Origin of the sequence: Domibacillus sp. DTU_2020_1001157_1_SI_ALB_TIR_016, from assembly GCF_032341995.1 — a bacterium.
Taxonomy (GTDB): domain Bacteria; phylum Bacillota; class Bacilli; order Bacillales; family Domibacillaceae; genus Domibacillus; species Domibacillus indicus_A.
In genome coordinates this window covers 1673817-1694502 of sequence record NZ_CP135438.1, presented here as the reverse complement: position 1 = coordinate 1694502, position 20686 = coordinate 1673817, and the positions used below count along the sequence as shown (strand labels likewise).

General features: G+C 44.2%; 22 protein-coding genes. 20 read left to right on the top strand and 2 right to left on the bottom strand.

The window, feature by feature from the left end:
• Positions 1 to 109: 109 nt before the first annotated feature.
• Both RRU94_RS07965 and RRU94_RS07960 read right to left on the bottom strand, forming a co-directional pair.
• Positions 110 to 1120 carry a BlaI/MecI/CopY family transcriptional regulator gene (locus RRU94_RS07965; protein ID WP_315691229.1) on the bottom strand — a complete coding sequence of 337 codons (1011 nt, stop codon included), beginning with the start codon at positions 1118 to 1120 and terminating at the stop codon, positions 110 to 112.
• 184 nt (positions 1121 to 1304) lie between these two features.
• Positions 1305 to 2360: a potassium channel family protein gene (locus RRU94_RS07960; protein ID WP_315691228.1), complete on the bottom strand. Its 1056-nt coding sequence runs from the start codon at positions 2358 to 2360 to the stop codon at positions 1305 to 1307.
• 219 nt (positions 2361 to 2579) lie between these two features.
• On the opposite strand from RRU94_RS07960, the gene nirB reads away from it, so the two are divergent.
• The 20 genes from nirB to RRU94_RS07860 all read left to right on the top strand — a co-directional run bounded on the left by nirB (position 2580) and on the right by RRU94_RS07860 (position 20669).
• A complete protein-coding gene (gene nirB / locus RRU94_RS07955) occupies positions 2580 to 4991 on the top strand; it encodes a nitrite reductase large subunit NirB (RefSeq protein ID WP_315691227.1) in 2412 nt (803 codons plus the stop codon).
• A gap of 15 nt (positions 4992 to 5006) precedes the next feature.
• On the top strand, positions 5007 to 5324 hold the full coding sequence (gene nirD, locus RRU94_RS07950) for a nitrite reductase small subunit NirD (protein WP_315691226.1): 318 nt from the start codon (positions 5007 to 5009) through the stop codon (positions 5322 to 5324).
• A gap of 32 nt (positions 5325 to 5356) precedes the next feature.
• Positions 5357 to 6178 carry a formate/nitrite transporter family protein gene (locus tag RRU94_RS07945; RefSeq protein ID WP_315691225.1) on the top strand — a complete coding sequence of 274 codons (822 nt, stop codon included), beginning with the start codon at positions 5357 to 5359 and terminating at the stop codon, positions 6176 to 6178.
• A 386-nt stretch (positions 6179 to 6564) separates the two neighbouring features.
• Positions 6565 to 7332 carry an ABC transporter ATP-binding protein gene (locus RRU94_RS07940; protein WP_315691224.1) on the top strand — a complete coding sequence of 256 codons (768 nt, stop codon included), beginning with the start codon at positions 6565 to 6567 and terminating at the stop codon, positions 7330 to 7332.
• Between the two features lie 11 nt (positions 7333 to 7343).
• Positions 7344 to 8330, top strand: coding sequence for an aliphatic sulfonate ABC transporter substrate-binding protein (locus RRU94_RS07935; protein WP_315691223.1), 987 nt, complete (start codon positions 7344 to 7346; stop codon positions 8328 to 8330).
• A gap of 41 nt (positions 8331 to 8371) precedes the next feature.
• Entirely contained in the window at positions 8372 to 9352 is a 981-nt protein-coding gene (locus RRU94_RS07930; protein ID WP_315691222.1) for an aliphatic sulfonate ABC transporter substrate-binding protein, read from the top strand.
• On the top strand, positions 9349 to 10179 hold the full coding sequence (locus tag RRU94_RS07925) for an ABC transporter permease (RefSeq protein ID WP_315691221.1): 831 nt from the start codon (positions 9349 to 9351) through the stop codon (positions 10177 to 10179). Before RRU94_RS07930 ends, RRU94_RS07925 begins: the two co-directional genes overlap by 4 nt.
• Positions 10180 to 10195: 16 nt before the next feature.
• A complete protein-coding gene (ssuD, locus tag RRU94_RS07920) occupies positions 10196 to 11341 on the top strand; it encodes an FMNH2-dependent alkanesulfonate monooxygenase (protein ID WP_315691220.1) in 1146 nt (381 codons plus the stop codon).
• Positions 11342 to 11459: 118 nt separating this feature from the next.
• Positions 11460 to 12359, top strand: a complete 900-nt coding sequence (locus RRU94_RS07915; RefSeq protein ID WP_315691219.1) for a LysR substrate-binding domain-containing protein — start codon at positions 11460 to 11462, stop codon at positions 12357 to 12359.
• A 134-nt stretch (positions 12360 to 12493) separates the two neighbouring features.
• A complete protein-coding gene (locus RRU94_RS07910) occupies positions 12494 to 13510 on the top strand; it encodes an LLM class flavin-dependent oxidoreductase (RefSeq protein WP_315691218.1) in 1017 nt (338 codons plus the stop codon).
• Complete coding sequence (locus tag RRU94_RS07905) at positions 13500 to 14825, top strand: LLM class flavin-dependent oxidoreductase (RefSeq protein WP_315691217.1); 1326 nt, start codon at positions 13500 to 13502, stop codon at positions 14823 to 14825. Before RRU94_RS07910 ends, RRU94_RS07905 begins: the two co-directional genes overlap by 11 nt.
• Before the next feature lie 14 nt (positions 14826 to 14839).
• On the top strand, positions 14840 to 15124 hold the full coding sequence (locus RRU94_RS07900; protein WP_315691216.1) for a glutaredoxin family protein: 285 nt from the start codon (positions 14840 to 14842) through the stop codon (positions 15122 to 15124).
• A gap of 45 nt (positions 15125 to 15169) precedes the next feature.
• A complete protein-coding gene (locus RRU94_RS07895; protein WP_315691215.1) occupies positions 15170 to 15700 on the top strand; it encodes a GNAT family N-acetyltransferase in 531 nt (176 codons plus the stop codon).
• A 21-nt stretch (positions 15701 to 15721) separates the two neighbouring features.
• On the top strand, positions 15722 to 16552 hold the full coding sequence (locus RRU94_RS07890; protein ID WP_315691214.1) for an amino acid ABC transporter substrate-binding protein: 831 nt from the start codon (positions 15722 to 15724) through the stop codon (positions 16550 to 16552).
• A gap of 21 nt (positions 16553 to 16573) precedes the next feature.
• Positions 16574 to 17278, top strand: coding sequence for an amino acid ABC transporter permease (locus RRU94_RS07885; protein WP_315691213.1), 705 nt, complete (start codon positions 16574 to 16576; stop codon positions 17276 to 17278).
• A gap of 20 nt (positions 17279 to 17298) precedes the next feature.
• The gene (locus tag RRU94_RS07880) at positions 17299 to 18009 is read left to right on the top strand and encodes an amino acid ABC transporter permease (RefSeq protein ID WP_315691212.1); all 711 of its coding nucleotides are present in this window, start codon (positions 17299 to 17301) and stop codon (positions 18007 to 18009) included.
• On the top strand, positions 18006 to 18830 hold the full coding sequence (locus RRU94_RS07875; RefSeq protein WP_315691211.1) for an amino acid ABC transporter ATP-binding protein: 825 nt from the start codon (positions 18006 to 18008) through the stop codon (positions 18828 to 18830). Before RRU94_RS07880 ends, RRU94_RS07875 begins: the two co-directional genes overlap by 4 nt.
• Positions 18820 to 18993, top strand: a complete 174-nt coding sequence (locus RRU94_RS07870; protein ID WP_315691210.1) for a hypothetical protein — start codon at positions 18820 to 18822, stop codon at positions 18991 to 18993. The genes RRU94_RS07875 and RRU94_RS07870 overlap by 11 nt, the downstream gene beginning before the upstream one ends.
• Entirely contained in the window at positions 18974 to 19582 is a 609-nt protein-coding gene (locus tag RRU94_RS07865; RefSeq protein WP_315691209.1) for a GNAT family N-acetyltransferase, read from the top strand. Before RRU94_RS07870 ends, RRU94_RS07865 begins: the two co-directional genes overlap by 20 nt.
• The gene (locus RRU94_RS07860) at positions 19506 to 20669 is read left to right on the top strand and encodes an amidohydrolase (RefSeq protein WP_315691971.1); all 1164 of its coding nucleotides are present in this window, start codon (positions 19506 to 19508) and stop codon (positions 20667 to 20669) included. The genes RRU94_RS07865 and RRU94_RS07860 overlap by 77 nt, the downstream gene beginning before the upstream one ends.
• Positions 20670 to 20686 lie beyond the last annotated feature (17 nt).

Below are 20686 nucleotides of genomic sequence, written 5' to 3'. Positions count from 1 at the left end.
CTGGCAGTGAAAATCAGAACGGGCAGGGGATCAAATAGAAGAAAGCTGACCACAAGTCTTACTGCAGTCAGCCCAACGTATAAAGGAGATTTTACTTGCCGCTGACTGGCTATTTCTCTGTACAAACGATTTCCTCAAAGTAATCCCACATTGTAGAAGTTCTTCTTTTTCCGGTTTTTGTTAACCTGTATCCGTAGCCTCTTCTGTGTGCCGATTCTTTTGCAAGGTGAATCCGTTCAACGATGGAGGCTTCACACATAAACTGCACTGATTTCCTGATTTTGGATACATTTACATTCAACCGATTTTCTAGGTCAATTAAAGACAAAGGGCAAGAATGTTTGTTTAATTCCTGGACGATTTCGAACTCTAGTAATCGAGAGATGTGATATTCCCATGTTTTCTCGTCGCGCAAAAAATAAATTAAACTTTCATTTTCCGCATATTCGCTATGGCGCCGGCGGCAGACTTGTCCTTTTTTAAATAACTCCAGCATCACTTCTTTTAAAGTACGAATCGATATCCCGGTAACAGCTGATATGTCTTTTAATGTTCCGCCTTTGGCGGGCAGTTTATCCATCCTTTCAATAATGTAGGAAGACTCGCGTTCTGAATCTTCTTCAATCATGTAAAGATATCGCTTTCTTTTACCGGAGTATTCTTTGCTTCTAGAGAGATAGCCTTTTTTGTATAAGCGGTACAGAACCGTAGCCGTGCTTGTTGGCGCAAGATTGAGCAGGGAAGATACACGCTCTGCTGACAACTTCTGGCCGGTAGACTGAAACAACTGATAGACCTGTGCCATTAATGGGGAGAGCTCTTCCTGCTGTAATTCCGCATAAGGCTCGACACCATAATAGACATAACGGGAAATCGTCCGTCCGTTGATCTTAGAGGTGATTTTTTCCCGTTTTATTTTCTTTTCCTGCATTAATGAATGCAACAGACTGTTTGCCGTTGCTTCTCCTGTGTAAAGCAGACTTGAAATTTCTTTGGTCGTATAAGGGCGTTCTGCTTCCCAAAGCAACTGCCAGATCGCTTCCTTTAGTTTTCTCGATGACTGAACCCTGCAGGAGGATTCATATAATTGTTTGCTTTCCCAATTTGATGACCTGCTCATAATCCAGCATCCTCCTTGTTGTTAAAACCAAGCTGCCAACCAAGCTGAAACAAACGGATGAATAACGGCTGTATCATTTAATTAGCTGCAACTTGCCATTGATAAACAACTAAGCTCTTTCTTTATCTACCCTTTTTTTTATCAATTTAACTGTGTTGCATTAATATGGTAAATTATGATCAGATTAGTCATTAGCATCCGGCTGAATTTTAGCAATCACTTCTTTATCGCACATTACAAAAAGGCGCGCTCCAGCTGGAATTCGTTCGTCTAATTTTTGGTTAATATGAAGATTGCTGTGATCCGCTACAAGCGTGGCTCCCTCATCCAATAGATCCATAAATGCGTCCCGGTATGTAACCCATTGGGGGCGTTTGGCAATTTCATAGATACTTTCGCCGACCTGACGGCTCATTAATTCAGCATAAATATGAGTGATACCGTGGGAAAACAGAGACCGTACGGCTGCATGGGAAATCATTTCATTGGTCGGAATAAATTCATCGACTTTAACTCGTTCAAATAAACGAATGTGCTTCTGGTGAATGACTTCCGCTGTTACATGAATAGATAAATTCATTTGTTCTTCAATCGACGTAATGGCCGTGGCAATAAGCAGCGTTTTCCCATCGGCCAGAAGGGGATCTTTCGCAGTATCATTTGCTTGTAGAGGATCTTCAGCGAAGATAATTACTCCTTTGGCTTCCGGCAAATTTGCCCGCATAAGCGTTTCCTCATTCGTTGCATCTCCTCGCACATAAAAAAGGTGTTCATCTATTATAGGAGACTTTTCCAGATGATCAATGAGGACAATATCGATTCTGTTATCCGAAGTGATAATTTCTTCCACTGCCGCTTTTGATTTTTCACTCCATCCGATTAAAATAATATGGTTGCTTCCTGTATATTTCATTTTTCCACCTACCCTCATCTTCTCAATCCGATACACCGATTCAAGAATGTTTCCAATAAACACACTGACCATTCCAATACCTGTAACATAAAGAAAAATTGTAAAAGCTTTTCCGGCATCCGTAACAGGAGCATAATCTCCAAAGCCGACTGTAGCCAAAGCGGTCATTACCCAGTACAGGGCTGTTAAATAAGAACCAAAGGTTTCAGGCTCGATCATCAAAATGATATATGAAGTGATCAAGATATATAGAAGAAAAAAGGGCAGAAAGATTCGGCTTCTTAATTTAATCAAGTAATAAATGATTCTTTTTAGTGACAGTTTCATTTGCACTCGTCCTTTTGTTTCTATTTCTGTTTTTCCTTATGCTTCCCTTATTTATTGGTTGCTAAAACATATTCAATAATAGATTTCTTAGGGTTTACACTTTTTATAAAGTAATGGAATTCCGAAAATAATATGTCAGATAATATAACATGTATTTAGACAGCATCTTTTATTCTTTTTATAATACGAGGTATGTACTGCTATTGAGGGGGATTTACGTTGAATAAAGAAAGAATAGTACTAATTGGAAATGGGATGGCCGGTGTCCGGTCTATTGAAGAAATATTAAAAATTAACCCGAATCGGTTTCATATTACTATTTTTGGTGAAGAGCCTTATCCGAACTATAACCGTATTCAATTGTCAAAGGTCCTTCAAGGAGATACAACGATCGCTGACATTACGCTAAACGACTGGAACTGGTACGAAGAACAAAACATTCAGCTTTATCCAGGTGAAGGGGTAACGCGGATTGATACAGAAGCAAAATGTGTTCATACCACAAAAGAGCGGACAGTCCAATATGACAAACTTATTATTGCGACAGGCTCGGTTCCTTTTATTATTCCGGTGCCGGGGCATGAGAAAAAAGGCGTAACCGCATTCCGTGATATTAAAGACTGTGAAAAAATGATCGATGCGTCCAAAGAATTCAAAAAAGCGTCCGTTATTGGAGGAGGTCTTCTCGGACTCGAAGCTGCACGCGGGCTCTTGAATCTAGGCATGGAAGTAAACGTTATTCATCTGGCCGACTTTTTAATGGAGCGCCAGCTCGATGAAACAGCCGGTAAAATGCTGCAGAAAGAGCTGGAAAAGCAAGGAATGAACTTCCTTATGCAAAAGCAGACAGCCGAGATTTTAGGGGAGAACCGGGTAGAAGGTATCCGCTTTAATGACGGCGAAGAAATCGAAACGGATCTGGTCGTGATGGCGGTCGGTATCCGGCCGAATACATCATTGGCGAAAGAGAGCGGTATTGCCGTAAACCGGGGCATTCTTGTCAACGACTTTATGGAAACCAATATCCCAGATGTGTACGCGGTTGGGGAATGTGCCGAGCACCGCGAAGTCGTCTACGGCCTTGTGGCTCCGCTTTATGAGCAGGGCAAGGCAATGGCAGCGCACATTTGTGATACACAGGCTCCCGGCTATGCAGGCTCAGTTCTGTCCACACAGTTAAAAGTTTCGGGTGTGGATGTATTCTCGGTCGGTGAAATTGTAGAAGATGAAGAAACGAAGACAATTAAAATGTTTGATGACTGGAAAGGCACATACAAAAAGGTCTTAATCCGTGACGGAAAAATGGCCGGTGCTGTTTTGTTTGGGGACACAAGTGAAGGAAATAAGCTGCTTCGCCTGATTAATAAGAAAGCGGATGTAGAGGAATACATCGGTGCGGCGGAAGAAGGCACTGGTGGAGCGAGCCTGGTGGCATCTATGGATGACAGCGAATTGATCTGCGGCTGTAACGGCGTATCAAAAGGCACCATCATGGAAGCGATCAAACGTGACGGGCTGACAACTGTGGATCAAGTAAAAGCCTGCACGAGTGCATCCCGTTCATGCGGCGGCTGTAAACCACTCGTTGTAGACCTGCTTGCCCATACATTAGGAGATGGATTTGACACATCGAACCAAAAAGAAGCGATCTGCGGCTGTACCACGCTTTCGCGTGATGAAGTTGTTGAGGCAATTCGTGAAAAAGGGCTGACTCATACAAAAGAAGTGATGAATGTGCTTGGCTGGGAAACAGACGGCGGCTGTTCAAAGTGCCGTCCAGCACTGAACTATTATTTAGGCATGATTAATCCGAAAGAATACGAGGATGAAAAAGCCTCTAAATTTGTGAACGAGCGGATGCATGGCAATATTCAAAAAGATGGCACCTATTCAGTTGTACCGCGGATGTATGGCGGTGTAACGTCAGCGAATGACCTGAGGAAAATTGCGGATGTAGCAGATAAATATAATGTGCCGCTCATCAAAGTAACCGGCGGCCAGCGGATTGATTTATTCGGTGTGAAAAAAGAGGATCTGCCGGGTATGTGGGCGGATTTGGATATGCCGTCCGGCTATGCGTACGGAAAAACATTACGAACGGTTAAAACCTGTGTCGGTGAAAGTTTCTGCCGCTTCGGCACCCAGGATTCCATGAGCATGGGAATCCAGATGGAAAAGAAATTCGAGCGAATCGGCACACCGCATAAAGTGAAAATGGCCGTATCTGCCTGCCCGCGCAACTGTGCAGAATCTGGCATCAAGGATATTGGAGTCGTGGGTGTAGACGGCGGCTGGGAAATATACGTTGGCGGAAATGGCGGAACCCATCTGCGGGCAGCTGATCTTTTCTGCAAAGTAAAAACGAACGAAGAAGTAATGGAAATGACAGGTGCATTTATGCAGTATTACCGGGAGGATGCGGTATATCTTGAACGGACGGCGGCCTGGGTAGAGCGTGTCGGCCTTGACCATATTAAAGAAGTTCTGTCCGATAAAGCAGCGCGTGATGCGCTGAACGCCCGGATCGACGAAGCACTGTCTGTCACAACAGAGCCGTGGAAAGAAGTAATCGAAAGCGAAAAAATCCGAAAAGAACTATATGAAACAGAGCTTGTGAGCACAACAAAATAAAAGGGGGCCATGAACATGGAAAAAACATTGGAGAAGGTACGGATCGCATCCATTGCGGATTTACCGGAGAAAATGGGAAAAACCGTCCGGGTGGGAGAGCTGGAACTGGCTGTGTTTAAACTTGGAAATGGCACGGTCAGAGCGATTGAAAACCGCTGCCCCCATAAAGGCGGGGTGCTCGCAGAAGGAATTGTCAGCGGCGAGCACGTTTTCTGCCCGATGCATGACTGGAAAATTTGTACGACAGACGGTAAAGTACAGGCACCAGATACCGGCTGTGTGTCCACTTATAAAGCCGTTATTGAAAATGGCGACGTATTTCTACTTGTGTAAAAAAGGAATTTGTTTAAGAGGGGAATAAAGCAATGAATTTTGTGAAACCCGAACAGGTCGTAGAAAATATGGTTCATGCTGGAGCAGTGAAAGCGAATTTATCTGTAAAAGATTTGCTGATCCGCAGCGCACTTTCTGGCGTTTTTTTAAGCTATTCTGTTACACTCGCCATGACAGCAACTGAACAAACGGGCACTGGAATAGTTGGGGCATTACTTTTTCCAGCCGGGTTTGTATTAATCATTTTGCTTGGCTTGGAATTGCTGACTGGTAATTTTGCTCTTATTCCACTTACTGTAATGGAAAAAAAAGCATCTGTTCAGCAAATGTTATCAAACTGGTCCTGGGTATTTATCGGACATTTACTCGGTTGTTTATTTTATGCTTTTCTTTATTATGTGTCCTTTCATCATGCAGCAGACCAGTCAGTGATTGAACAAATTGTTAAAACAGCAGAAGCCAAAACGATTGGATATGCAGCACTTGGAGCATCTGGACTTGCCATCGTTTTTACAAAAGCCATTTTATGTAACTGGATGGTAGCGCTGGGTGCTGTAATGGCTATGACATCAAGCAGCGTAGGGGGGAAAGTTATTGCCATGTGGCTGCCCATCTTCATCTTTTTCGCTCAAGGGTTTGAGCATGCAGTGGTTAACATGTTTGTTATTCCAGCTGGAATTTTATTCGGCGCCAATATTTCGCTTGCCGATTGGTGGTTGTGGAATCAAATCCCTGTTACGTTAGGTAATATTATAGGAGGTTGTTTATTAACTGGAATGGCTTTATATGCAACACATAAAAATAAAAGAAGCTCTCTTTCGACTGTTATACTTGCAAAGTCGGGGACAAAATAAAAAAGGACCAGCTTGTACTTTAATGTACATATAAGCTGGTCTTTCTTTTTGCTAAAAGAGTGAAATGAGTAATTTAAAAAGAATTAAATTTTTATCAAAAAATGGTTGACGAATAAGGGAGAGACATATATTATAATCCATATAGAATTAATCGGATATAAAATCGATTAATAAACTTTATATTAACCGTGCTGATCAGACAACTGAAAGCACACGCCTTTCCAAAATGGCGTGTGCTTTTTTTATTGCCGTAGAAGGAGATGATGAAAATGAAAAGCGACTGTCATATGGTAGGTCGAACAATTGAATAAAAGCTGATCGGACAACCGAAGGCTCTCTGTTCTTTTCTGGCAGAGGGCTGTTTTCTTTTAAGGAGGAGGAGCAAAATGAGTGTCTTAATACAAGTAAAAGAAAAAGCATTTGGAATAGCGGACAAACGCACAGTGGTGCTTGACGATATACATTTGGACATTAATGATGGTGAATTTTTAACCATTATCGGGCCAAGCGGATGCGGTAAAAGTACACTATTAAAAATTGCTGCAGGGCTGGATACAGAGTACAGAGGCAGTGTGAACATTCATGGCCGGGAAGTCAAGAAACCGGGTATTAGTCAGGGGTTTATTTTTCAAGAACATCGCCTGTTTCCGTGGCTGACTGTGGAACAAAACATTGCGGCAGACTTGAATTTGCGCGATCCAAATGTGAAAGCAAAAGTTCAGGAACTGATTGATATTGTCCGGCTGACAGGAAATGAAAAGGCGTACCCGGCTGAATTGTCCGGAGGTATGTCGCAGCGTGTGGCTATCGCACGAGCACTGCTCCGCGAACCAGAAGTTCTGCTGCTTGATGAGCCGTTCGGTGCGCTTGATGCGTTTACCCGCAAGCATCTGCAGGATGTGTTGGTCGATATTTGGCAGAGAAAAAAAATCACAATGATTTTAGTGACCCATGACATTGATGAGTCGATTTACTTGGGAACACAGCTGGCGATTCTGCGGGCCAAACCAGGCCGTCTTCAAAAGTGGCTGCCCATCGAGCTGCCTTTTCCACGAAATCGAACAGATACATCCTTTCAATATTTACGTCAAAAAGTGCTGGAAGAGTTCGAAAAAACAGAACATTCTGATTACTCAGAAGGCGCAGGAATTTAGGAGAAATAATTATGAGAAAATGGCTGTTTTTAATTCTATCATTGTTGTTTTTAGCTGCATGCTCCGCGGAAACGTCGGGAGAGCAGAAAAAATTGAAAGAGATCGATATTGGCATTCAACAAAGCCTCAGCCCCATTTGGATTGCTAAGGAAAAAGGCTGGTTTGAAAAAGCGTTTAAAGAAGAAGGCGTGAAAGTAAACTGGATCGAGTTTCAAAGCGGGCCTCCTCAATTTGAAGGACTGGCAGCAGGCAAGCTGGACTTTTCACAGGTCGGCAATTCACCGGTCATCAGCGGGCAGGCGGCAGGAGTATCTTTTGAAGAAATTGCCATTACGGAAGAAGGCCGCAGAGGCAACTCGATTATTGTAAAGAAAGGAAGCCCAATCAAATCAATTGAGGATCTAAAAGGAAAAAAGGTAGCCGTTGCGAAAGGAAGCGGAGGATTTGACTTTCTGCACAAAGCGTTAAAATACGCGGGTGTATCCCCAGATGACGTAGAGATGATCCAGCTGCAGCCGGATGAAGCAATGCCGGCGTTTGAAAATGGATCGGTCGATGCCTGGGCGATCTGGGAGCCATTTGTTTCTCTACAGTCGCTGAAAAATGGAGCAACGGTTTTAGCGAATGGTGAAACCATTGATACATATTCTCCAGGATTCACGATTGTACGCAGCCAATTTGCAGACAGTTACCCAAAAGAAGTAGAAAAGTTTCTTCAAGTTTATGATAAAGCCGTTCAATGGCAAAAAGAAAACAAAGAAGAAACCATTGCCATCTATGCGAAGGTAAAAGACCTTGATCCATTAATTGTAGAAAATGTGCTGAATAACACAGAAGCACTGAACGAGCCGATCACTGAAGAGATTATTCAATCACAGCAGGAAACAGCTGATTTTCAATACAAGCTTGGTGCGATTGATAAAAAAATCGATGTGTCGGAAGTAGTAGACAATCAATTTATTGAAAAAGTAAAACAGGCATCTGAAGAAGCCAAATAAGCTGGATCGGTAACAGAACAGATCTCGAAGGAGGAAACATCATGAGGAAGTGGCTGTTTTTAATCATATCATCATTACTTTTAGCTGCATGCTCCGCAAAAACGTCAGGAGAGGAGCAAGAATTAAAAGAGATTAATATTGGTATTCAACAAAGCCTCAGCCCGCTTTGGATTGCAAAAGAAAAAGGCTGGTTTGAAGAAGCGTTTGAAAAAGAAGGAATCAAAGTAAAATGGACCGAGTTTCAAAGCGGGCCGCCTCAATTTGAAGGGCTGGCAGCAGGCAAGCTGGACTTTTCACAAGTCGGAAACTCCCCTGTTATTGGCGGTCAGGCAGCGGATGTTCCATTTAAAGAAATTGCCCTTTCCCAGGATGGACTGAAAGCCAATGCGATCTTGGTGAAGAAGGGAAGTTCCATTCAATCAATTGAGGATTTAAAAGGAAAGAAAGTAGCGGTGGCGAAAGGAAGCAGCGGCTTTGACTTTCTCCATAAAGCATTAAAAAAGGCTGGTGTATCGCCAGACGATGTCGAAATCATTCAGCTGCAGCCGGATGAAGCAATGCCGGCATTTGAAAATGGGGCAGTGGATGCCTGGTCAATCTGGGAACCATTTGTCTCACTGCAGACCATTCAAAATGATGCGGAAATTTTAGCGAATGGTGAAACGCTGCACTCATACTCGCCGGGCTTCACTCTTGTCAGAAACGGATTTGCTGAGGAGCATCCAGAGGAAGTTGAGCGTTTCCTTGAGGTTTATAACAAAACGGTTGATTGGCAAAAAGCAAACAAAGAAGAAGCCGTCTCCATTTACTCCGAAATTAAAGAGCTCGATAAAGATGTAGTAGAAAGCGTACTGAACAATACAGAACCACTGAATGAACCTATCACCGAGGACATTATCAAAGCACAGCAGGAAACAGCTGATTTTCAATATGACCTTGGTGTTATTGATAAGGAAATTGATGTATCTGAAGTAGTAGATAATCAGTTTATTGAAAAAGTGAAGAAGGAGGGGGCGAAATGAAAACAGCAGCTTATGTCGGATTAAGTGGAAAGGAAAAAGCAGCAAAAGTCAAAAAAGCAAGGACCATTCCACCGTGGCTTAAAGGATTCGTTGTGCCGATCATTATTCTGGCTTTATGGCAGTATGCAGGAAGTGCCGGATTAATCTCTGAAACAGTGCTGCCGACACCGCTTGCTATTCTTGCGTCGTTTTATGAGCTGGCAGTATCGGGGGAACTGGCTGACAATATGAAAATCAGTATTGCACGGGCAGCCGGCGGGTTTCTGCTCGGCGGCGGGCTGGGTCTTTTATTTGGAATCCTGGTTGGATTTTCAAAGAGAACGGAGTCCTATCTAGATCCATCTTTGCAAATGCTCCGTACTGTTCCGCATTTGGCCGTAACACCGCTCTTTATCTTATGGTTTGGGTTTGATGAACTATCTAAAGTGCTGTTAATTGCACTTGGCGCATTTTTTCCTATCTACATTAATACCTTTCTCGGTATTCGGGGCGTAGATGCCAAGTTGTTTGATGTGGCACGTGTTCTGGAATTCAGCTGGCGCCATCAAATTACACGCCTTATTTTACCGGCTGCACTGCCAAACATTTTACTTGGTGTTCGGCTGTCTCTTGGTATTGCATGGCTTGGCCTTGTAGTGGCAGAGCTGATGGGATCGAGTGCTGGTGTCGGCTACATGATTATGGATGCCCGCCAGTTTTCGCAGACGGAAAAGGTGTTTGTCGGAATTATCATTTTTGCGGTTGTGGGAAAATTAACAGATTCATTTGTGAGACTGCTTGAACGAAAGTTATTAAAGTGGCGCAGCAGTTTTAAAGGAACCAATTAATAAAGGAGAGAGATAAATGGAAATTTTATGGTTTATTCCAACACATGGTGACGGTCGTTATTTAGGAACAGATATTGGCGGAAGAGAAGCGGATCACACGTATTTTCGACAAGTGGCCCAAGCGGCTGACCGGCTTGGCTACACAGGTGTACTGCTTCCAACTGGAAAATCATGCGAAGATCCATGGCTGACTGCAGCTGCACTCGCCGCAGAGACTACAAGACTAAAATTCTTGGTAGCACTGCGCCCTGGTTTAATGCAGCCATCTGTTGCTGCACGTATGACGTCTACATTGGACCGCTTATCCAACGGACGTGTACTTATTAATGTTGTTGCTGGTGGTGATCCTGTTGAACTTGCAGGAGATGGCCTATTTCTTAAACACGACGAACGGTATGAGGCGGCGGATGAATTTTTAACGATTTGGCGCGGCCTGCTGAAAGGTGAGACGGTAAATTATGACGGGAAATATGTAAAATCAGAAGGCGGCGAATTATTGTTCCCACCTGTTCAACAGCCGACACCACCTGTTTATTTTGGAGGCTCCTCGCCTGCTGGCCAGCAGGTAGCAGCTGCCCATTCGGATGTGTATTTAACATGGGGCGAACCGCCGGCTCAAGTTAAAGAAAAAATTGACAGTGTACGCCAGCAGGCTCGAAAAGAAGGGCGCACAGTCCGGTTTGGCATTCGCCTTCATGTCATTGTACGCGAAACAAACGCAGAGGCATGGGCGGCAGCAGATCGGTTGATTTCTCACTTGGATGATGAAGTGATAGAAAAAGCCCAGCAAAAACTAAGCCGTCATGATTCAGCCGGACAGAGCAGGATGGCTGCGCTTCATAGAAAAGGAAAAGAAGCAGATCTTGAGATCAGCCCAAACTTATGGGCAGGAATTGGGCTTGTACGAGGCGGTGCCGGCACAGCACTTGTTGGTGATCCTCAAACGGTTGCGGCTCGTATAAAGGAATATCAAGACCTCGGAATTGAAAGTTTTATTTTTTCAGGATATCCTCACCTGGAAGAATCATATCGATTTGCAGAGCTTGTCTTCCCGCTTCTTTCATTTGGCCAAGGTGAAGATTTAGGGCGTTCAAGAGGAAATATTGGAGAAACGATTGGCAATAGCATTTTAGCCGGAAAAATTAAAAGTCATACAGTGTGAAAAAACAGCTTTGACCTTATATCGGAAAAATAAGCCGCTGATTGGTCAGCCAAAAGCGCCTGAATGCACGAATGCGTTCAGGCGCTTTTTCTATACATTTGGGCGGGGAGGAAACCGGATGAATATTGATCACTTAGAAGCCTTTATATACGCAGTTCATTTTAATAGTATTCATAAAGCGGCGGACGCCTTATTTTTATCACAGCCTACAGTGACAGCGCGTATCAAAACACTAGAGCGCGAGCTGGAACAGCAGCTGTTTGACCGGAGCGGAAGAGGCGTTTCATTAACGGAAAAAGGCAGAGAGTTTCTGCCATATGCCGAGCAAATCGTTCAAACATACGAGCAGGCCAAAAAGCTGCTTCGGAGAGAATCTGCCCAGAAAGAATGCGTGATTGGAGCAAACCTGATTTCTTCTCAATACTTTCTTCCGCATGCATTGCCATTATGGAAGGAAGCGTTTCCTGAATGGCGCTTTACTGTTGTATCGGCATCCAATGATCTGCTTGTTGAAAAGCTTTTACGCAAAGAATTGCATATTGCTTTTATGAAAGAAGCTGCCCATGATGCGCTAGAGCAGCAGCCTATCCTAGACAATTCAGTTCGGCTGGTGACACTGCCGGGGCATGCCTTTGTTGGAAGAACAGATATTTCAGCGGCAGAGTTAGCGTCGGAGCCAATGGTGTTTTTTGAATGCGGCGCTTTTGACTGGAACAGAGTGCATAAAATATTCGAGGCAGCCCATGTAAAGCCGCGTATTGAATTTCAAGTCGGGCATCTGGAAGTAGCCAAATCCCTGATTAAAAGCGGAGCGGGCATCGGTTTTTTACCCTCGTTATGCATAAAAAATGAACTGGAGCAGGAAGAGCTAATTGAAATCGAAACGTCTCATCTTCTTCAGTTAAAACAACATATATATGGTGCCTATTACGGGACTGAACCGCCGCCATTATGGGAATTTGTCCAGCACTTTGCCGGTATGTTCAGCGGAAGCAGCAAGCAGTCGAGCATTCATTAACTTTTTTAATGAAAACAATAAATCTTTCTATCGGCAAAAGCATTTCTTTTTCAATATCCGGGTGGTAGGATAAGTGTCAATCACCGAAAGCTGATTAATCTTACCAACTAACTAAGAATAAGGAGGGAACAGAAGTGGGATACAAGATTAGTTTACTGGATCAAAGCCCGATCTTTGAAAATGAAAGTGCATTTGATTCCTTGCGGCACACTGTTCAGCTGGCACAAAACGCTGAAAAATGGGGATATTACCGCTTTTGGGTGTCAGAGCATCATAACGCGGAGCAGCTGGCTGGTTCATCGCCAGAGGTGCTGATTGCCTATTTGCTGGCTAAAACAAATAAAATCCGAATCGGATCGGGAGGCGTGATGCTGCAGCATTACAGCCCTTACAAAGTGGCGGAGAATTTTAATGTTTTATCTTCTTTAGAGCCAGGACGGGTGGACCTTGGCATTGGGAAAGCTCCGGGCGGGCTTCCGCTTTCCACAAAAGCACTTCAATATGGAACCGTCAATGACGGGCATGATTTTGAAGGGAGACTGACGCTGCTTGGGCAAATTTTAGAAAATACCATTCCGGAGGGTCATCCTCTTTCAGGAGTAAAAGCCAGCCCCAATCCGCCAGAGCGGCCTGACTATTATTTGCTTGGTGCCAGCGCCAAAAGCGCAGAATTGGCTGCGAAGAACGGCTGGAATTTCGTTTTTGCCCACTTTATTAACAGTGATATCAGTATTTGGGAAGAAGCGGCTCAAGCATATCAAAAACAGAAAAAGAAAGGCAAACTTGTGATGGCATTATCGGTTTTTGCGGCTTCGAGCCAGAAAGAAGCAGAAGAGAGGGTGGGAAACCAGCTTGTTCATAAAGTCTTTTTAAAAAGCGGCCGCAGCGTAACGGTTCAATCATTTGAACAAGCAGAGAAATTCGGCCGGGAGTCGGGTGAAGCATTCCAAATAAAAGAACAAAAAATAAGCACAGTAGCCGGAACACCAGATTACATTCAGGAAGTGCTCACTCATTACCATCAAGCATACGGAGTTGAAGAGTTTATTCTTCATACGCCAATCGAGGATAGAAGGGCCCGTTTTAAGTCCTTCCAGCTGCTAAGCCCCATCGAACTATTCAGTGAAAAGAGGGAAGAATATGTCTCGTAAAAAACACATTCAGTTTGGGATTATGCTGCATGGGCCGGGAGGGCATATGAATGCATGGAAGGACCCGTCCGTACCAGCAGATGCGAGTGTGAACCTGGCGTACTACCAATCGGTCATTAAAAAAGCGGAAGAAGCAGGATTTACGTTTGCTTTTGTGGCTGACGGGCTTTATATCAATGAAAAGTCGATTCCGCATTTTTTAAACCGGTTTGAACCGATTACGATTTTGTCGGCTCTTGCATCCGTTACTTCTAAGATCGGTTTAGTTGGAACACTGTCGACTTCCTATAGTGAGCCGTTTACGGTGGCGAGGCAATTTGCTTCACTGGATAAAATCAGCGGAGGACGGGCTGGCTGGAACGTGGTGACATCGCCGCTGGAAGGATCGGCAGAAAACTACAGCAAAGATCAGCACCCGCCGCATGCGCTTCGCTATGAAATTGCTGAAGAATACCTGGAGGTCGTAAAAGGGCTTTGGGACTCATGGGAAGACGACGCTTTTGTCCGCAGCAGGGAAACCGGACAATTTTTTGACAGGCAAAAGCTGCATACCTTAAATCATAAAGGAACCTTCTTTTCGGTGAAAGGACCTTTGAATATTGAGCGGTCTGCTCAAGGACAGCCGGTTATTTTTCAAGCAGGCGCATCGGAAGCAGGTAAAAACCTGGCCGCAAAAGAAGCAGACGCTGTGTTTACCAATGCAGAAACATTAGAGCAGGCACAGGCTTATTATCGGGATGTGAAAAAAAGAGCGGAAGCGTTCGGTCGGAACAGGGAGGAAATCCGTGTGTTCCCGGGCATTCATCCGGTTATGGGAGCGACAGTAGAAGAAGCTGAAGAAAAGTATCGTGCGATTCAAAGCCTGGTCTCCATTGATGAAGCACTGAATTATTTAGGCCGCTTTTTTGACCACTTTGACTTTAGTGTGTATCCGCTTGATGAACCATTTCCGGAGATCGGTGCGATTGGCCAAAACAGCTTCCGGTCCACAACAGATAAAATTAAAGAACGCGCACGCAAGCACAAGTTGACACTTCGGGAAGTGGCACTTCAAGTGACAACACCGAAAAGTGCCCTGTTTGGCACTTATGAGCAGGTGGCTGACCAGCTGATTCAATGGGCAGAGCAGGAAGGGGCGGATGGTTTTATTCTCGGTTCACCCGTTTTAAGCAGCGGGCTGGCGGATTTTATCGATCACGTCCTGCCGATTTTACAAGCAAAAGGATATTATAACTCGGAATATCAAGCAGATACACTGCGTGGCAATTTAGGACTGCCGTTTAAAGAAAATCGCTATACAAAACAAACCGTTTAAGGGAGGAAAGCTTTATGTCAACATCATTATCAGTCGTTGTCTGGTCTAAAGAAGGCTGCCATTATTGCAAGGAAGTAAAAGAATACTTGAAGAAAAAACAAATTCCTTTTCGGACAGTAGACGTCACCAAAGCAGACGACCGCCGGGATATTTTAGAAACAAAGTATGGTGTGCGCCACGTTCCAGTTGTGGAAATCGGGAAAAACGGTATTTATGAAGGAATAACAGAAGTGGGATTGGACCACATAAAAAAAGCGATTGCCCGTCATGCAGAGTCTGAGAAATTTTTATCACTTTAAACCGACTAAATAGATGAGAATAATAAGTTAAGAGGAGTGTTTGAAATGACCCATCTTATCCGGCTGGCATCTGCAGAAGATGCAGATGCCATTTTGGATCTCACATTGAAAGCTTATCAGCCTATTCGGGATTTGAACATTCGTTTCTCCGCTGCCCATGCGGATAGGGAGCTTGTGCTTCACAATCTTACTCAAAATGCCACGTATCTGCTTGAAAAGAATGGAAGAATAGCGGCTACCGTAACGGTTCGTTATCCATGGGCTGATCCAGGTCACGAAGCTTATCCGTTTATTTGGTGGTTTGCTGTGCATCCGGATTTTAAGCAAAAAGGAATAGGGTCAGCATTACTGTCTTATGTGGAGGAGGAAGTTTTAACAAAACAGGTCAAAGCGCCTGCTGTGTACCTGGCGACCGCAACGCGCCACCCCTGGCTGGTCGGAATTTATGAGCGACGCGGCTACAAGACATTTAAAGAAAAAGTGCATGAAGGCGATAACATTGTGTTTCTTCGAAAAATATTAAATCCATCTTTGTACGAACTGATTGAGAAAAGAGAATCTATTACCAGCACGTAAGGTGCAGACAGGAGAAGAATGATGAAAAAATATTTTGTGTTCCTTCTAGCACTCCTACTGGCAGCGGTAACGGCAGCCTGCTCGCCAAAAGAAAATGCCGGCACTACAGAAGCGGAAGCCGGCAGCGGAACGTCCTCTTCGAAGGCGAAAACGATTATCGTCGGAACGGGTACCCAGTTTCCAAACGTATGCTTCTTAGATGAAAACGGGAAACTGACCGGCTATGATGTGGAGCTTGTTCGTGAAATCGATAAAAAACTTCCTGAGTACAACTTTGAATTTAAAACGATGGAATTTTCCAATCTTTTATTAAGCCTTGAAACAAACAAAATTGATTTTATTGCCCATCAGATGGAAGTAAATGAAGAACGTCAGGAGAAATTTCTATTTAATAAAGAACCATACAATGTGTTTCCGCTTCATGTAGCCGTCAATCAAAAAAACAATGACATTCATTCTATTAAGGACCTGAAAGGAAAAAAAGCAGTGGTTAGCGCTACAAGCAATTCAGCCGTCTTCCTTGAAAAATACAATAAGGAACATAATGCCGGCATTGAAATTGTCTACTCTGGACAGGGAGCAGACGACACAACGAACCAAATCCGAACTGGACGTGCGGATGCCACGATCACAACTCCGTTTGCTGTGGACTTTTTAAATGAACAGGCAGATGCCCAGCAAAAAGTAGTAGGGGAGCCTTTATTAAATTCAAAAGTTTATTTTCTGCTTCGTAAAGACGAAACGGTGCTGCAGCAACGTATTGATGAAGCATTAGTAGAGTTGAAAAAAGAAGGAGTGGTCAGTGAGCTGAGCAAGAAATGGCTGGGCGCTGACTACACAGTCGAATTTTAATCATAACAGGGAGGGATTCCTATGGGCAAAGCATTCGATCTTACCTTGGTCTGGGGGTTTCTTCAGGAACTCATCCCTTATTTAGGTGTAACGCTGAACATTTTATTTGTTTCCATCCTGGCCGGAATGGTATTAGGGATTGCTGCGGCAGTCCCCAGGCTTTTCCGCCTGCCCGTTCTTGCACAGCTGGTGATGCTGTATGTTTCGTTCATACGGGGAACCCCCATTTTAATTCAGCTTTTCCTGGTTTTTTACGGCGTACCGGCTTTATTGCTTTTTATAGGAATCGATGTTTCACGAATGGATGCCGTTTACTTTGTAATGATCACATATGCCATCAGCAACGGTGCTGTTTTTTCAGAAATTTTTCGAAGTGCCATTCAATCAGTTGATTATGGCCAGACAGAAGCAGCGCTGTCTGTCGGGATGAAAGATTATCAAAGTTTTTTCCGCATTGTTTTGCCGCAGGCGTGGAATATAGCTCTTCCAAACATAGCCAATTCCGTGATCGGCTCATTAAAAGATACTTCTCTTGCTTTTACGATTGGCGTCATGGATATGGTCGGGCGCGGGGAAACCTTAATTGCGTCTACTGCTCATGCGCTGGAAGTATATATTTCACTTTCCATCATTTATTACATGGTTGTATGGATGATGGAGAAAGCATTCAGCATCGTTGAAAGACGGGCAAACCGCTATAAGGGAACCATATTCCATCCTGCTTAATGGAGAAAGGAGGAACCAGCATGACAATCGATATTCTGTTTATTTGGACCGCTTTTAAGGAAATCAGCAAGGCCCTGCCCGTTACACTGATGCTTACTGCCGTTCCGCTGACGGCTGGCTTTTTTATTGGGCTGGCAGTAGCCCTGATAAGAATGTACAAAGTAAAGGGATTGACTGCTATTGCGAATGGCTATGTATCGTTTTTAAGAGGCACGCCCATTATTATGCATGTCATGCTTATTTATTTCGGGCTACCGCTGCTGATCGACTCGGCTGCAGAAAAGCTGGGCCTGCAAGCACATTCTGAAGAAATCCCGATTAGTGTATTTGTTTTATTGGCCTTGTTTCTAAGCGCGGGTGCTTATTTATCAGAAATTATTCGGTCCGGTATTTTAAGTGTTTCTAAAGGACAGATAGAAGCCGCGTACTCTGTTGGGATGAATACGTTTCAAATGATGAGGCGGATTGTACTGCCGCAGGCACTCGCGCAGTCTATCCCCAATTTAACGAATATTTTCATCGGGTTTCTGCATACCTCTTCCATCGCTTTTATTGTCTCTCAAAAAGAACTGACGGGAGCGGCGAACATTGTCGCATCCACTAACTTAAAATTCTTAGAAGCTTTTATTGCTGCAGGCCTCATTTACTGGATACTGACGATCCTGGCAGAAAGTATTTCATCTTTCGTTGAGAAAAAAGCAACGGCCTATGTAAAAGGAGGAGTTCGATGATTGAGCTAAGGGGCATTAAAAAAAACTTTCACCAGCAGGAAGTGCTCAAAGGAATTAACATGGCGGTTCAAAAAGGGCAGGTCGTTACAATCCTTGGGCCGAGCGGATCTGGAAAAACCACTTTGCTCAGATGCATGAATTTACTGGAACAGCCGGATGAAGGGATTATTCAAGTGGGTGACGTGACCATTGGGGCACAGGGAGCCAAGAAAAAAGAAGTGATTGCACTGCGCAGGCAGTCAGCTATGGTTTTTCAGCATTACAATTTATTCGCCCATAAAACGGTGATTGAAAATGTGATGGAAGGCCTGATCACCGCTCAAAGAGTAAAAAAAGCGGAAGCAAGAGAGCGAAGTGAGCAGGTACTGGCAAAAGTGGGTCTATTAGATAAAGTGAATCATTATCCGAGCCAGCTTTCCGGAGGGCAGCAGCAGCGTGTCGGGATTGCCCGGGCACTGGCTTTAAATCCAAAAGTGATTTTATTTGATGAACCGACTTCCGCACTTGATCCAGAATTGGTCGGAGAAGTGCTGGCTGTTATTAAAAGTATCGCTAAAGAAGGCATTACGATGGTGATTGTCACCCACGAAATGAGCTTTGCACGTGAAGTATCGGATCATGTCCTGTTCATGGACGGGGGGATGATTATCGAGGAAGGAACACCAGAGGAGGTTTTTCAAAAACCAAAACAAGAACGGACAAAACGCTTTTTACGGCGGCTGTCTGGTGAAACGGATGAATTATTATCGCAGCAGCCACAGATGCGGCCGCAAAAAAATCCGAATATTCTGCCGAAAGGAGTTACGGGCCATGTCGTATGAATACCGGGAAGAGCTGGAGAATGGTTTAGAAGCTTTATTTGAAATAAATAAACAAAGAAAAAGTAAAACGGCCGCTGCTGAAGAAAGGAATGAAGAAATCACTGAAGCAAATAATGAGTCCTTCAAAAAGGAGGAAGATAAAAATGATTCATCTGAAAATTGAACAGCTAATAGAATCGGATAAAGAAACTGTACGGCAGTTGCTATTAGAGAGCTACCAGCAATATGAAAAAGAATTTACAGATAAAGAAGCTTGGAGGAATTATATTGAACAAATCAGCAGATCAGTCGATAATCCGAATATTGACTGCATCCTGGTGGCAAAGCAGAAGGAAGAACCGATTGGAACACTCCAGTTGTTCAAAAACGCTGAAGCAGCCTATGAGCGGCCGGAGCTTGATATTCAAGCACCGATTGTCCGGCTGCTTGCTGTGCACCCGAAAGCCCGCGGTCAGGGAGTAGCGAAAGCGCTGCTTAAAGAAAGCCTCTTATATGCGAGAAGCCAGGGAGCCGCTCACCTTTACCTTCATTCAGGAGACATTATGCAAAAAGCGATTCAATTATATGAATGGCTCGGCTTTAAGCGGGATCACTCAAAAGAGTTTTTTAACCGGGACGTGCATGTAAAATGCTTTCGATACGATTTAACAGAAAGGAGAGAATGGCTTGAACCGGATGACGTTAGAAAAAGATCTTATCCAGATACGCCGCCACCTTCACCAATTTCCGGAATTGTCACAGGAGGAATTTGAAACAACGAAATTCATAGCCAGCCAGCTGCTTAAAAGTGGAATCAAAGTACGGCCGACCATTTTAGAGACCGGCGTGTTTGCCGATATAGAAGGGACCCATCCCGGACCAACGATTGCGATTCGGGCTGACATTGACGCACTGCCCATTCAGGAACAGACAAATCTGCCTTATCGTTCTCGTATCCCCGGCAAAATGCATGCATGCGGGCACGATTTTCATACAGCGGCTGTGCTCGGGGCGGCTTACTTACTAAAAGCGGAACAGGCTGAACTGAGAGGGAAAATACGCTTGATTTTCCAGCCGGCAGAAGAATATGGGGCCGGTGCCCAAAAAGTACTGCGTGATGGCCAGTTGAAGGACGTAGATGCGATTATCGGCCTTCATAACAAGCCGGATCTGCCGGTGGGGACCGTTGGTATTAAAAGCGGGCCATTAATGGCGGCAGTAGACCGGTTTAAAGTCGTCATAAAAGGAAAAGGGGCGCATGCTGCGCTGCCACAAAACGGTCATGATCCTATTACCGCTTCTGCTCAATTGATTACAGCCCTTCAGACGATTGTCAGCCGCAGCATATCACCTCTGGAAAGTGCAGTAGTAAGTGTCACAAGAATTGAAGGAGGAAATACGTGGAATGTGCTGCCGGAAACCGTCACGATTGAAGGGACAATACGAACATTTGACCCCGAAGTCCGTACACAGGTAAAAGAACGCTTTTATGCTTTAACGGAACAAATAACAGGTGCGTTCTCAAGTAAAGCCGCTATTGACTGGTTTGAGGGTCCGCCGCCGCTCATGAATCATGCTGCTGTAGCAGAAGCAGCATGGGTCGCTGCAGAGCAATACGGTTTAAAAGTAATTGAACCGGAACTTTCAACGGCTGGAGAAGACTTTGCCTATTATCTGCAGCATATACCCGGTGTCTTCGCGTTCTTTGGTACAAATGGAGACGAGGATTGGCATCATCCTTCGTTTACAGTAGATGAAACAGCACTTATAGAAGCAGCTTATTTTTTATACCATAGTGCAAAAGAGCTTTTGCTCCAGCAAACAGCGATCACTAAAATAAAATGGGTGAATCGAGTATAGAAAGAAGGAGAATGACC

Bases quoted from the DNA above. Each gene is read 5' to 3' on its own strand.
- RRU94_RS07965 (WP_315691229.1), bottom strand. From the start codon at position 1,120: ATGAGCAGGTCATCAAATTGGGAAAGCAAACAATTATATGAATCCTCC.
- RRU94_RS07960 (WP_315691228.1), bottom strand. From the start codon at position 2,360: ATGAAACTGTCACTAAAAAGAATCATTTATTACTTGATTAAATTAAGA.
- nirD (WP_315691226.1), top strand. From the start codon at position 5,007: ATGGAAAAAACATTGGAGAAGGTACGGATCGCATCCATTGCGGATTTA.
- RRU94_RS07945 (WP_315691225.1), top strand. From the start codon at position 5,357: ATGAATTTTGTGAAACCCGAACAGGTCGTAGAAAATATGGTTCATGCT.
- RRU94_RS07940 (WP_315691224.1), top strand. From the start codon at position 6,565: ATGAGTGTCTTAATACAAGTAAAAGAAAAAGCATTTGGAATAGCGGAC.
- RRU94_RS07935 (WP_315691223.1), top strand. From the start codon at position 7,344: ATGAGAAAATGGCTGTTTTTAATTCTATCATTGTTGTTTTTAGCTGCA.
- RRU94_RS07930 (WP_315691222.1), top strand. From the start codon at position 8,372: ATGAGGAAGTGGCTGTTTTTAATCATATCATCATTACTTTTAGCTGCA.
- RRU94_RS07925 (WP_315691221.1), top strand. From the start codon at position 9,349: ATGAAAACAGCAGCTTATGTCGGATTAAGTGGAAAGGAAAAAGCAGCA.
- ssuD (WP_315691220.1), top strand. From the start codon at position 10,196: ATGGAAATTTTATGGTTTATTCCAACACATGGTGACGGTCGTTATTTA.
- RRU94_RS07915 (WP_315691219.1), top strand. From the start codon at position 11,460: ATGAATATTGATCACTTAGAAGCCTTTATATACGCAGTTCATTTTAAT.
- RRU94_RS07905 (WP_315691217.1), top strand. From the start codon at position 13,500: ATGTCTCGTAAAAAACACATTCAGTTTGGGATTATGCTGCATGGGCCG.
- RRU94_RS07900 (WP_315691216.1), top strand. From the start codon at position 14,840: ATGTCAACATCATTATCAGTCGTTGTCTGGTCTAAAGAAGGCTGCCAT.
- RRU94_RS07895 (WP_315691215.1), top strand. From the start codon at position 15,170: ATGACCCATCTTATCCGGCTGGCATCTGCAGAAGATGCAGATGCCATT.
- RRU94_RS07890 (WP_315691214.1), top strand. From the start codon at position 15,722: ATGAAAAAATATTTTGTGTTCCTTCTAGCACTCCTACTGGCAGCGGTA.
- RRU94_RS07885 (WP_315691213.1), top strand. From the start codon at position 16,574: ATGGGCAAAGCATTCGATCTTACCTTGGTCTGGGGGTTTCTTCAGGAA.
- RRU94_RS07880 (WP_315691212.1), top strand. From the start codon at position 17,299: ATGACAATCGATATTCTGTTTATTTGGACCGCTTTTAAGGAAATCAGC.
- RRU94_RS07875 (WP_315691211.1), top strand. From the start codon at position 18,006: ATGATTGAGCTAAGGGGCATTAAAAAAAACTTTCACCAGCAGGAAGTG.
- RRU94_RS07870 (WP_315691210.1), top strand. From the start codon at position 18,820: ATGTCGTATGAATACCGGGAAGAGCTGGAGAATGGTTTAGAAGCTTTA.
- RRU94_RS07865 (WP_315691209.1), top strand. From the start codon at position 18,974: ATGATTCATCTGAAAATTGAACAGCTAATAGAATCGGATAAAGAAACT.
- RRU94_RS07860 (WP_315691971.1), top strand. From the start codon at position 19,506: ATGACGTTAGAAAAAGATCTTATCCAGATACGCCGCCACCTTCACCAA.